We start from the raw sequence: 12,172 nt of genomic DNA on the forward strand, positions 1-12,172 counted from the left end.
CGAGTTGGAGGCGGCCAAGCTCCCCACCGGGCTTTAAGCCCAAGGAAGTCAACGGCCTACACCCCAGTCAGATCTGTATTACCCAGATCTGACTAATATGTTTTATATAAGGAAGTCAGATTGTGATTAAGGTAGGTACTTGCGGTTTCACCTATAAACACTTCAGGTATTTCGACACCTTAGAGGTACAACAAACATTTTACGACATTGTTAGTGACATTCAATTGCAAAAATGGAGGAAGTTAGCTGAAGAAAACAATGTAGAGCTCACAATAAAGGCGCTACAAATAATAACTCACGAGTATAACACGAGTACCTACAAGAGAATGAAACATAAGTTCGGAGATGCTAAAAATTACGGGTCGTTTAAGGATACTAAGGAAGTTAAGGAAGCTACTGAGATCACGTTAAGGGAGGCAAAGGAGTTGAACGCTAAGATAGTCATTTTCCAGTCTCCTGAGTCCTTTAAACCGTCCGACCGTAACGCTAGGGTTGTCATAGACTATTTCTCCATCCTTGACAAGAAATTCAAATATGGTTGGGAACCTAGGGGAGAATGGTATAATGAGCTGGAGTTATTGAGGAAGGTCGTAGAGGAGTCCGGTGTAATCCACGTAGTAGACCCCTTCAAGCACACTTCATTAACAACTGTGAAGTACTACAGACTTCACGGTATAGGAAAAGGTGAAGTGAACTATTCTTACAAGTATACCGACGACGACCTCAAAGTATTGAAGAACATGGTAACCGACGGGTCGTACGTAATGTTCAATAACATCTACTCTTTTGATGATGCATTACGATTTAAGAAGTTACTCTCTACTAAGTAATAGAAAAATCACTTAGTTTTGAGGATCCTAATTCTAAAAGTGTTATCATCTCTTTTTATTTCGCACGGATAACCTCTAGACTCGCAGATCATTGGTATTGAAAGCTCTGCTGGTTCGTTATCACTTATAATCTCAATAACTTCACCCTCTTTCATCTGATTAAGTCTTTTTACGATCTCTATCTGGGGCTCCGGACAAGGTTCTCCTCTTAGGTCAAGTATTAAGTCTGGTTTGCTTTTCTTTATTTTTTCATTCATTAAATTATACTTTCAATAAAAAACTAAATATATTCCCGCTTTATAAACTATCAGTTTAGATTTGATAAAAATTATACAAAATAAACAATTTACTCCTAATTTTTAATTCATTCAGGGCTGGTTCCTTGAAAAGTATTATTGATTCGTATTTTTCGAGTTTTGTCATCAATACTTCATCTATATATACTGCGTAAAGTGTTGCTCTGACTGTAACGGATAAACTTACTAGTTCAAGTATAGCGTCCTGTCCTTGTATTAATTGTCCGTTGTAATTCACATTTATTTTCGCAATTCTTCTGTTTTTAATTAATATTCTTCAGTTTACGTCTTTTCCTTTTATTACTACTATTCCGTATTCCACGTCTTCGCTTGCTTTTGTTATCTTTTGTAATATTTGGCTAAATGCGCCTTGTTCTTCCAGTAGTTTCGTCGGTGTTATATCTTCTATTCCAATTTCGCTCTGGGTCTTAAGATGGTATTTTATGTACGGTATTATGAGATCTTCTACCATATGTTGAGCTAAGACGAAAGGTCTCCTCCTTAGTATTTTATCTAGACCAGCTACTTTGTAGTCAGCAGTTATAATTATTCTTACAAGCGTTTCCATAGGCTTTATTGCCTTGGTTTGGAGTTTCATTTCCCAAGTAAATTTCTGGTCTTTTGTCCATCCTCTATAAATTACACCCTCTGACGAGTATACTGTACCTTCCATTTCCCCTTCAAAGAAGTTCATCTTTGTGTATGGTGTACCAAAGATGTATATTACTAAGAACTAGTTCGAGAAGCCTGAAATTGAAGAAGGTTTTACATATTTTCCTTCTTTTTGGTCATAAACTTGTAGTATGTTGATATGACCAAGGACTCCGGTGAGGAGGAAGGGATCCGTCAGTACGCTTACTACTCTATCCTTAGAAGTTTGGATTGTAACATCGTGTGAATAAACACTCATAACTATCCCTAGAGATCTACCATAAATTTACTTCTATTTAAATTTAGCTTAAATTTGTTCTAATAATCATTCAGTAAAGTCAATTTAGTGATGAAAATGAAGAGAAGTGACTTTATTAGGTTGTCGATGATAGCTGGAGGAGCAGTTGCTGTATCTCCATTATTTACTCCACTCTTAAATTATATGGGATTTTACTATAATGGGTTACAAGTTATATCTAAAAATTATCTAGTTGCTAGCAATACGTTAGGTCTTGAAGGATTTCTTAGAACAGATAATCCTATTCCTCATCATCTGGTAGGATGACAATTACTACCACCTCCTTTTCCAATAAGCCCTTAATCTTCTCGTGAGTGCTCTTAGGAACGTATATTGCATATTTTGGGTCTCCGTATTTATCATGACCCATTGAGAATATTTTTGAATGGAATGTAACTTGAACCATGATTGATTATTTAAAGTAAAGTTTATAAGCTTTACTTACAAAAATTAATCGGAGGGTACCACTATGAACTCGATGAGCAATGTGAGGGGGAGGAAGGTACTCAATGAAACTCCCCATGTCCTCAAAGGGAGTGGTTTAACTACCGCTCCCGTAGACGCATAGGGAGGGAAATAAGGGGAATGAGGACGAGAGGTTGAATACAAATTCATGAAACCTCAATGAAAGTCCGACCCCTACTAACGGTGTTGTCTTTATTGCATGGATTGTTTGTTCAACAAGCATAGCTAAATACGTTTTAGTTCTAACTGTACCTCTACTATTCAGCTCTACCAATGCCTTCAAGAACACATCTATATTATCTACCTCAACTATGTTAACAAAATCATAATCACCGAATAATACATATTGCTCCTTGACCTTGGCCCCTATTTTGCTGAGTTCTTCGTTGACCTCTTTTATTCTTTCTGGCTTGTCTACTATTGTTTCAGCTCCCTTGTCTGTTAGGTTAGAAAGCACTACAAACGTTGTCATTAACTATAATTTAAGAAAAACGTTCTCATATATTTTTCTAGTATTTAAAAAATTATAATTATATAAATGTATTTACAAGAATTAATGTATTTATGTACTTAATGAATATTACTAAACTTACACGCTCTACGAGAGAAGACTCTTTTATGCCTAAAAAGAAAGAGTTAAGAACAAGATTTCCGCAGACAATAGAAAAGTTATTATTTATTATCTAGTTCTCTCAACTATAACTTGAACTATGGATAACTTGTATTTTAACGCTTCTTTTAAACTATCCTCTATATCTTCAGGCCGCTCAACTAACTTAAAATATCCACCAAAACCTTTTACAGTCTCCCCTATGTTATATCTTCTAAAATCTGCCCCAGGGTAAATTTTTTTAGCCTTTGCTAAGCCCTCTGGAAATACTTCGTCTACAGCCTCAGCACTAGCTAACCATCCCCCGTTATCATAGATTACTACTAGTACATCACCTCCATATGTTGTAACTGTGTAATAAAAGGCCTCAGGAACCCCGAAAATGAAACCACCATCACCGGTTGTAACTACTACTTTCCTTCCACTAGCAATAGAATAACCTACACCACCCCCTAACGCCCAACCTAAGTGACCGAAGCCTGGATCTGCAAAATATTGTCCGAAAGCTAGGCGTGCGTATTTGGGATTAAATTGATACTCGTTAAATATGACTAAGCCTAACTTGCCCACATAATACGATAATAACTTGGGATGAACAACCTTCATTTTTTTGAGCTTCTCAATCTCCTCTGCCTTCTTCTTTTCTTGTTCAGTATGGAGTTCTTTAATCCTCTCTTTCAGTTCCTTCTTTTCGGGTAGCTTAAGTTTAGAGAAGAACTCTGATACCGTAGACTGTACACATAGGTCGCAAGGGAAACCATAAAACGGTATATAAGAATATGAGGGATCAACGTCGACCCTTATTACTTTTCCCTTGACTTTCACCTTTTTAGGGATCCAAGGTACCTCAGATTCAACTACTATGACCAAGTCGGTTTGAGATAGGTCGTAATAGTCTACTCCCATCTCACCTTCGTAATTTACCACTTCACCTACATAATTCAGAACTGGGATACCCACCTCGTCAGCAAAGGACTTCAAGCTATCGAACCACTCTTTCTTCCTCCCAGCTCTCCATGTGACAATAACGGGGTTTCGGCTTTCCTCTATTAACTTCTTAGCCTTGACCAAATCCTCCTCCCTAACACCCGGAGAAAAAGTAGCTAGAGGTCTCTCGTACCTTCTCTCAGTTTTTTCTACACTTACCTCTCTGGGAATCATGAGGTAAACCGGCCCAGTAGGTTCGCTAAACGCTAACTGAAAAGCCCTGTTTACGGCTTTTTCCACCTGCTCGGCACGCCTTATCTCGAAGTCCCACTTAACCCACTGTCTGACGACTTCACCTTGATCCCTAGCTTCCTGAGTCCAATGAATACGTAAATTCCTACTAGCTGTACTCCCATCTTCCGTGTAAGGGCTTCTCCCGGCTATTATTATAAGGGGGATACGGGAAGTGTAAGCGTTAATGATTATACCCAATGCGTTTGCTGTTCCGGGCAGTGTATGGAGTGCAACGACTCCTATTTTTCCCGCTAAAGAATAACCTAGAGCAGCTGATGCCGCCGTTATCTCGTGGGGCACTACTATAAAATCGGGCAAGGACGGGTCTCTTACTTTTTCCTCGATGAAAGCAGCATAATCAGTACCCGAGACCATAAATATCTTGTCAACGCCCATTTCCTTCAACTTAGAAAGGAGAATTCTAGCACCGCTTTCCATGCCTACATATCGTCTTTTTACAATATATATTGATTGGTGTAAAAAAGAGGAAAAAGTATAACGCTTTAACGTTTATATTCGAAACCGTTAGAATCTTGGTACGCGTTTACGGAATAAAGTAAAGTAAGGTTTTTCAATTCTGTCATAGAATACAAGCGTCTACCATCATCGGCAATAGTTAATATGAAAAATTAGGTTTTAATGAGAATACGTAAAAATTATTTGGTTCGCCGTTTAACACTTGGCGGATATGAGACATTAGACGAAAGTAGGGAAGAAAAATCCATAACCTTTAATTTACTGTATACCTGAAGTCTTTTATGAACTTAGTCGGTGAGTCTCTTTTTTCTTGTAATCACTGTCCCAGACTGATGAATTACGCCCGATCCGTAGTCCCTCCACCGCGGTTTAAGTTATGGAATTACTGGGCAAAACCTGTCCCAGGCTTTGGTGATCCAAACGCTAGAATCCTTATTGTAGGACTTGCCCCTGCTGCCCATGGTGGTAACAGGACTGGGAGAGCTTTCACTGGAGACCAATCCGGACAATGGGTAGTCAGGGGACTTTACGAAATAGGTCTCGCCAACAAACCGGAAAGTGTTTCGCGTGATGATGGTCTTATACTAAAATGCGTATACGTGACTAATGCTGTGAAGTGTGTTCCTCCCAAGAATAGACCCACTAATGACGAAATAAAGAAATGTTCGTTAAACTGGTTAATAAAGGAAATTAACTCTTTGAAGCATCTCAAGGTCATTATCCCCTTAGGTAGGATAGCGTTTTATAGTGTGTCAATATTATTGGGAGTAAAAGCTGATTTCGAGCACGGTAAAGAGATCGAAGTGGGAAAATATAAGGTGTTAGCTAGCTATCACGTGAGTGCACAGAATACGAGGACTGGAAGACTCAACTGGGAAGACTGGTTGAAAATTTTGAGGAGAGCTAAAGAGTTAGCTGAATGTTAGAGAGGATGCGGTCAAATAAGAGATAGAATTAAGTGGTTTATTATACTGTGTATTGAGATGTAAATAACTTAAGTCGAATAAGTATAATAACTTAACACATAAGTTCACGTCGTGAAGTACGTAAACCAAGTAAAAAATCCTCACGGGACTGTCGTAGTAGAATTGCTTTCAGACCCTCATTTCACTTTTAAGAACGTGCTCGGAGCTGATAAAGTCGAGACTCAAAACGGTAAAATTAAGGCTGAAATACCACTTAGGGGATTATTCTTTCTACGATATAATTTAGTAATTTATTCCACAAGGTTCTCGTCACGTAGTAGTATTAAATACGTCATGGAGATCGCCGATTTCGAAAAGCCCCGATTAGGCGAATTGGAATTTAGTGTTAGCAAGTGTTGGTTGAAGGTAAGGTTTGTCGCCGATCTCCCTATTGAGATTGTCTTAGCTAAGCAGCTGTTGAAAAAAGTAAAAACTTTTGAAGAGAATTTTGAAGAAATTATCACACTAGAAAGAATAAAAAGAAAGATTTAGAGGGTAACGATGAAAAATGTTTAACTTTTTCTTTTTCCTTCTTTTTAATTCTCACTCAGATGCCGTAGGAGTGACTATTTCCTCTCTAGATTCCTCCTCTAAGTTTTTGTCCTTGGACTCAGGGACAAATAACACCGTAAGTAATGCCCCTATTATGCTAACCACGGCTAACATTATCAGAATGTCTTTAATTCCAAGCTGGTGCAACAACAAGGGGAATAAGTAAGTAGTTATAGCAGCACTCAACTTCCCTGATGCTGCAGAAATGCCGTGACCAGTAGTTCTAAGCCTTACGGGATAGACCTCAGCTGGGGTCACGAGAGTGGTCTATTAGGACCGAAGTTAATGAAGAAGAAAGATAAGGCGTATATTAGAAACGCTGTAGTAGCCGGGATTAAGAAACCTTCTACTTTAGTATTGCTGACTATCATGACACCCTTCACAATTAAGTATATGACAGCCATTATTACAAAGCCTTGGATCTGTATTAATTTCCTACCTAATCTATCTATCAATGCTACAGCAGTGAAATAACCGGGAAATCCTACCAAATACGGCACAGCACCTAAGAACAGTGCGTATGTAAGTCATTATGGAACTGTGCTGCTGTTAACGAGCCCTTGGAAGGGAATGGGCTCCCGAATATCGGTGAGATTATTGCCGAAGAATACAGACCGGTATCATAGATCGCTATATCGAGTATAAACCACGTTACAGCCGTACCAATAAGCAGGGTTCCATAAGACCTAAATAGGTCTATTATGTCCCTTTCTTTAGCCTTTATCTCCTGAGATAGGCTCAGATCAGCTCCCAAGAACTTTGCAGCCTTCTTCTACCTTACCTTCAACCAGCAAGGAGTAACGTGGCGTTTCGGGTACCTTCCTTCTCAAGTAAATTACTGTAGCTGCCGGAATTGCACCAACACCAGCTATTACCCTCCAAGCAAGGTCGGGCGGTAAAAACAGAGCTGAAAATATACCTACTACAGCAGCAGCAATAGAGCCTAGAGCTTGGTTTGAGAAAACTAAAGCTATTAACTTACCTCTGTCTTTGACGTTGGCATATTCACTCATTATTGTAGCCGAAATTGGGTGTCTCCGCCAATACCTATACCCAGTATGAACCTGAAGATGATAAGCCAAATTAAGTTAGGCAAAAGTGCACTCAGTAAGGCACCTATGCTTAGGATAGTAGCTTTTACACCGTATACCTTTTTCCTTCCCCAGTAGTCCCCTAAGAAACCGAAGAATAGTTGCCCTATAATCGCAAACCATAACGATAAGGAAGCCAGTAAACCAGTCCAGAAAGCGGAGTTACTTCCTACCAAGTATTCGGTAAAGCCCGGTATTATAATTCCCGCATATTTGTATGCATCCGTTATAATCGCCAGAATATAACTTATATTTAACAAGTCATATGCGTCTGAAAAAAAATTCCCATACCTGATGCGTACCATATCTTTATATGCGTAAAAGTCAGTTTTAGAGAATATATCGACTTAAATGGAGATTCCGATTTATTCATGGTTTTACGCGTAGAAGATAAACTTAAAAATATTCTTTACATTGTTAAAGTAGTAGATAGAGCAATATATAGTTATATATAGTTAAAAAGTGATTATAGCGTATAAAGTCGATGATAATAAAGGATGTAACTATGTTAAAAATAGTTAAAATTGATTCGTAATACACTATCACTAAATTAATAATACTAAACATTTTGAATGAAAAATAATTAGTTCCTAATTATAAATATAATACTGTTAACGAAAAATTCAAAATCAATTTTGTAAAGTTTTTAACATCTGATTAGCCAAAAAATTTATATTTATCTGTTTACAGATAATAATATTGAGGATGAAAATGAAATTCAGTTCAAAATTAATGTCAAATGTAAAAGTATTAAGTTATAGTAGAATAATGTTAGTAGCTGCAGCAGTAGCAGGTCCAATAATTTATGCATTAGTAACAGGCGAATTAGCATCATTACTACACATGAGTATAAGCAGAAGTGACTTAGTAACATTATACCAGCCTGATGGAGGAGGAAGCAAAGGAGGGGCAGCTTCCCCTCAGTAGTAGTCAAAGACCATTTTAAAAGAAGAATAATTTTAATATTATAAATTGTTTATGTGCATATTTAAAATTATTTCTAAGGGAGAACTGAGGTTTTTAGATTCTAATTTAAATTTATTTGATTTTCTAGATACAGAATATGAAGTGGGGTCGACATTCATAGTAAATCTAACATTATAGACGTCGAGTATGGTTGTGTCAACATCAATAAGTAGTTTAAGAGTTGGAAAAGGAATTTCGAATATAAAGTAATCTTCTTTAGGATAGAGATAATAGTAAGTTACGTATCCAAATGAAATAATACTTCTAGGTGGTACAGGCTTAAGTAAAGGAATTGTAAATACACATATATCATTAGGGCATAGGTCTTTTTCTAGTAACTTTTTTATCTTATTTCCTGTGGAATCAAAATAATAAAATTCTTTGTTCCATACAATATCGCCATAAAAGCTAATATTGATACGATTAATATAATCTAAAGACATATTTACGAATTTCTCATTCATTTTATATTCTACAACTACGTAATCCTTTGTAACTTCTATCGGTCTTAAAGTATCTTTTCTATAAATAGTTAAGTTCATTTGTTGATTTACTACTACATAGCCTCTCTCATTCATACCTAAATCCTGACAACTGAATATTTTTCCCATCTTCTCGGCTTCCTTTATTACCTTTCTTAATTCTCCCAAAGGTAAATTAGTTTCCTCTTTTATTCTTGAAAGGGGAATACATGTTCGATCTTCTTTAATTGATATTTCATTCATAACATTAACTATATCGGATAGCGTTTGGTACAATGTTCTATCATTAATCATATCCGATATTATTATTATAGTGTATATTTATATTTTTACTATTTTAGACATGTTCATAACATTTCAGTGGTTACAATATTTGATCGCATAACAATATTAAACTTTGACAATATAGCAGCCGTATTATGAGACTTAATAAGGGGATTCTGGGAAAACTTATCAACTCTAAAATCTAAAATGGAAATGTTAATATCCTTAGTTTGTGTTCGAAAAACAGGATTATTTGGTTCAGATTTTGATAGTAGTGAATACAAAATTTGGCAATTTATGATTCATCAGGATTTGATTCAGATATCCTTAAAATGATAAAAGCTATTTATGTACGTTGGGTCTTAATACTGTGAGCTAATTTTAATTATTATAGTTATTTTTCTATTTATTGAAAGTTCTAAGATTAAGTATTAATAAGGAAGGATAGATATAATACTTTAGTTTAAATCGCGTAATAATTAAGATAGTTAATTTAAATTGAAATGTAATCTATATATATATACCACTTATTAATCCATTATCCTGACGTTTTGTTAACTCTGTTAATGCTCCTAATGTAAGTCATTAGGAATACAGTTATTTTTAATTATATTGAAAATTATAATTCATGTGTTTATTACGAGTTGTTAATGTAAATAGACCAGTTCTTACAAATGATGTGGTATTTGTCAATTATGACGACTTCGTAAAACTCGGAGACGAGACATACTTAAGGGTTTTAGCATCTGACAAGAAATGGGATGAGATTAGTAAAAGTTACTTTTACTTTATCGTGAATAAGCTAAGGGCTCTAGGTTTACTTATAGACAACGCTTTGTCCTTTAAAGTCCTGTTACCTTATAAGCCCTCACATAATGGTCTCTCAGTTACAGAAGGAATAGCATTCGTAACACAAGATAAGAAACTTATCTATTATAATGCTGAAAATGAAACGTATAAGTGCGGAGGATGTCCAGTAAATTCTGAATGTCTTTTAGGAGTAAAGTCTTTGGCTAAGGAAATGGAGGTAAAAATAAGGAACGAAGAGCTAGATACAGCTTGGCTCTCAGTAATCGAAAGTGTTAAGTCTCAAGTTATGTCTAATCTACGTTTCCTAAGGGCTAAAGCGGATCTAGAAGAAGTAAAGGTGAAGGCGGTTGAGTATGCTAAAGAGCGTTTATAAACTATCCCTTTTGACGAGTCTACTACTCGTTGTAACATTCTCTCTAGGTCTAGCTAGAGCTCTTGCAGATGATGGAAAAATCAAGGTCAGTTTCTCAGATGGCTTCCTCTACCTTCACGTGACCTTTGCTGTAATAACTGGTATGTTGTCACTTGCTCTGTTTAAGCTAGCTTACAATACCGGTCTTCTCTTCCCACGTCTCCTAGCTTCCGTTAACCTTATCGCAATAGGAATAGCAGGGATTTCGGGACTGACTGTTCTATTGATGCGTAACGATTTGTTAGCCACCCTAATGCTTTACTCTTTTGAAGTCTCTTTCGGCGTCTCCTCCGTACTCATAGGATATCTTTACTGTTTCTATCGTCATCTTTCTGAGAGATGTTGAATATCTTTTTCGTAACATAAGAGTAATAACCGGTTGTGAGCCGTTTAAGTCCTTCTGGTATTTTTGGAATTACCCACAGTATCATCAGTGGTGTATAAATAAGACCTGAAGCTATGAAAGAAAACACCCATGCGTTACTTAACAACGTATTCTCGCCCGGGTAAGGTAAATATATTAGTGAGGAAACAACTAGGAATGTTATTACGGCAGCAGGGTTTACTCCCTTCCAGTACTTGAACCGCCCCTTGGATAAGAAAACGTCTAATAGTTCGAACTTAAACCTCCTTATCAAGGCGTAATCGAATATTATTATTCCCTCTACACTTCCCAGCAAACCACCGTAAGTCAACAACCAATTCTCGATATAGTTATAAGCGTTACCGTAGTAACTCCACGCTCCTAATGCTAGACCTATAACGATTAGGACTAAAGATCCCTTAAACCACGTCAACTTCTTAGGGAAAGTATTGGCTATATCGTAAGCAGGGCCTACAGCGTTAGCGAATACGTTTACCGTAAAGGTAGCTAAGATGAAGGCTAAAAGCACAAACACGTTTAGGGGAGGTAACATATGTAAGGTCACAAGGACTATTGGATCCCAGATAGGTTGTCCGTAAAGCTTGAGGGAAGAAGCAGTAGTCATAGTTGATATAACTGCGATAGATAACATGAGGAAGGGCATGGGTATTTGTCCTAAAGTTTGGGCTACTTGGCTTTTAGCAAACCTTGTGTAATCAGGCATTGTTATAGCCATGGTAGCCCAGAACGCGATGTTGGCGTTTAAGAAAGCTAACATGGTGAGAAGGTTGCCAGAAGAGGTAGATAAAGAAAGATATCAACGTTCCGGTTCACTTTTTGCATGAAGTAAGACCACGTTAGGAGATATCCTAAGAGTATTATAGGTTCGCTCAGTCTTGTCAACCACTTCAATACGGGCTGCTAAAAATTAACGCTACAGCAGTTATGGGACTTTAACGTAACTTAAAGATTTTCATCAGCCCAGGCGGTCCACCTAAATAACGTTCAACGAACCTGAGGAACGCCTCCACGCTCCTCAGGTTAAGAGCCCCCACCAGCTCCCTGACAACGTTGACCATGATGGTGAAGATCGTGAGGTAACCCTGAAGCCTCTCTCTCCTCCAGAACGAAGAGTCCTCCAGTCCAAGGGCCTTGACATCCCTGTGGAGCTCCTCAATCTCCCACCTCATCCTCCACGCCTCCTCGATCTCCTCCTCGCTGAGCGAGAGATCGGTCGTGTAGAGGTACCTGACGTGTGTCCCGGAGTCACCTTTATATTCTTGGACTAGCAACTTTACCGTAATCACTCGGTCTCCCAAGGTCAGGTCGGCGTAGTAGACTCCGGGGGGTAAGTCTCCCACTCGGAGGTGTCCCTCCACCTCCTCGAGGGTCCCCCGGGCCGACTCAACCCTGAGGAG

The 12,172-nt window shown here is 37.7% G+C and carries 15 protein-coding genes and 2 pseudogenes; 7 read left to right on the forward strand and 10 right to left on the reverse strand.

What is annotated here, in order from left to right; all coding sequences use genetic code 11:
- The first annotated feature begins 122 nt into the window (after positions 1 to 122).
- Complete coding sequence (locus tag WIW52_RS00725; protein WP_337707952.1) at positions 123 to 830, forward strand: DUF72 domain-containing protein; 708 nt, start codon at positions 123 to 125, stop codon at positions 828 to 830.
- 8 nt (positions 831 to 838) lie between these two features.
- On the opposite strand, the gene WIW52_RS00730 is transcribed toward WIW52_RS00725, so the two are convergent.
- The 3 genes from WIW52_RS00730 to WIW52_RS00740 form a co-directional block, all read right to left on the reverse strand.
- Positions 839 to 1,087: a sulfurtransferase TusA family protein gene (locus WIW52_RS00730; RefSeq protein ID WP_337707953.1), complete on the reverse strand. Its 249-nt coding sequence runs from the start codon at positions 1,085 to 1,087 to the stop codon at positions 839 to 841.
- Between the two features lie 316 nt (positions 1,088 to 1,403).
- Complete coding sequence (locus WIW52_RS00735; protein ID WP_337707954.1) at positions 1,404 to 1,820, reverse strand: hypothetical protein; 417 nt, start codon at positions 1,818 to 1,820, stop codon at positions 1,404 to 1,406.
- Between the two features lie 39 nt (positions 1,821 to 1,859).
- Positions 1,860 to 2,036 carry a hypothetical protein gene (locus WIW52_RS00740; protein ID WP_337707955.1) on the reverse strand — a complete coding sequence of 59 codons (177 nt, stop codon included), beginning with the start codon at positions 2,034 to 2,036 and terminating at the stop codon, positions 1,860 to 1,862.
- Positions 2,037 to 2,132: 96 nt separating this feature from the next.
- Between WIW52_RS00740 and WIW52_RS00745 the strand changes: the two genes are divergently transcribed.
- Positions 2,133 to 2,342 (forward strand): hypothetical protein, encoded by a 210-nt coding sequence (locus WIW52_RS00745; protein ID WP_337707957.1) that lies wholly within the window; start codon positions 2,133 to 2,135, stop codon positions 2,340 to 2,342.
- Here the strand turns inward: WIW52_RS00745 and WIW52_RS00750 are convergent.
- From WIW52_RS00750 to WIW52_RS00760, 3 genes are all read right to left on the reverse strand, one after another.
- Positions 2,317 to 2,481 carry a hypothetical protein gene (locus WIW52_RS00750; protein ID WP_337707959.1) on the reverse strand — a complete coding sequence of 55 codons (165 nt, stop codon included), beginning with the start codon at positions 2,479 to 2,481 and terminating at the stop codon, positions 2,317 to 2,319. The two genes, WIW52_RS00745 and WIW52_RS00750, sit on opposite strands and share 26 nt — an antisense overlap.
- Before the next feature lie 135 nt (positions 2,482 to 2,616).
- Positions 2,617 to 3,012: a GYD domain-containing protein gene (locus WIW52_RS00755; RefSeq protein ID WP_337707961.1), complete on the reverse strand. Its 396-nt coding sequence runs from the start codon at positions 3,010 to 3,012 to the stop codon at positions 2,617 to 2,619.
- Between the two features lie 207 nt (positions 3,013 to 3,219).
- A complete protein-coding gene (locus WIW52_RS00760; RefSeq protein ID WP_337707963.1) occupies positions 3,220 to 4,809 on the reverse strand; it encodes a thiamine pyrophosphate-requiring protein in 1,590 nt (529 codons plus the stop codon).
- Between the two features lie 320 nt (positions 4,810 to 5,129).
- Between WIW52_RS00760 and WIW52_RS00765 the strand changes: the two genes are divergently transcribed.
- Positions 5,130 to 5,774: a uracil-DNA glycosylase gene (locus WIW52_RS00765; RefSeq protein ID WP_337707965.1), complete on the forward strand. Its 645-nt coding sequence runs from the start codon at positions 5,130 to 5,132 to the stop codon at positions 5,772 to 5,774.
- A 111-nt stretch (positions 5,775 to 5,885) separates the two neighbouring features.
- Positions 5,886 to 6,305 (forward strand): STK_08120 family protein, encoded by a 420-nt coding sequence (locus WIW52_RS00770; protein WP_337707967.1) that lies wholly within the window; start codon positions 5,886 to 5,888, stop codon positions 6,303 to 6,305.
- Between the two features lie 51 nt (positions 6,306 to 6,356).
- On the opposite strand, the pseudogene WIW52_RS00775 reads toward WIW52_RS00770, so the two are convergent.
- Positions 6,357 to 7,829: pseudogene (locus tag WIW52_RS00775) on the reverse strand (MFS transporter).
- A gap of 332 nt (positions 7,830 to 8,161) precedes the next feature.
- Between WIW52_RS00775 and WIW52_RS00780 the strand changes: the two are divergent.
- A complete protein-coding gene (locus tag WIW52_RS00780; RefSeq protein WP_337707969.1) occupies positions 8,162 to 8,383 on the forward strand; it encodes a hypothetical protein in 222 nt (73 codons plus the stop codon).
- Between the two features lie 38 nt (positions 8,384 to 8,421).
- On the opposite strand, the gene WIW52_RS00785 is transcribed toward WIW52_RS00780, so the two are convergent.
- Complete coding sequence (locus WIW52_RS00785; protein ID WP_337707970.1) at positions 8,422 to 9,147, reverse strand: hypothetical protein; 726 nt, start codon at positions 9,145 to 9,147, stop codon at positions 8,422 to 8,424.
- Between the two features lie 649 nt (positions 9,148 to 9,796).
- Here WIW52_RS00785 and WIW52_RS00790 point away from each other — a divergent pair.
- Entirely contained in the window at positions 9,797 to 10,351 is a 555-nt protein-coding gene (locus WIW52_RS00790; RefSeq protein ID WP_337707972.1) for a hypothetical protein, read from the forward strand.
- Entirely contained in the window at positions 10,332 to 10,736 is a 405-nt protein-coding gene (locus tag WIW52_RS00795; protein WP_337707974.1) for a hypothetical protein, read from the forward strand. Before WIW52_RS00790 ends, WIW52_RS00795 begins: the two co-directional genes overlap by 20 nt.
- Here WIW52_RS00795 and WIW52_RS00800 read toward each other — a convergent pair.
- Positions 10,687 to 11,532, reverse strand: coding sequence for a cytosine permease (locus WIW52_RS00800; RefSeq protein WP_337707975.1), 846 nt, complete (start codon positions 11,530 to 11,532; stop codon positions 10,687 to 10,689). The two genes, WIW52_RS00795 and WIW52_RS00800, sit on opposite strands and share 50 nt — an antisense overlap.
- A gap of 175 nt (positions 11,533 to 11,707) precedes the next feature.
- Positions 11,708 to 12,172 (reverse strand): annotated as a pseudogene (locus tag WIW52_RS00805) (IS701 family transposase); the annotation flags it as partial.

The sequence above is a fragment of the Stygiolobus sp. RP850M genome (genome assembly GCF_037389295.1).
Lineage (GTDB): Archaea > Thermoproteota > Thermoprotei_A > Sulfolobales > Sulfolobaceae > Stygiolobus.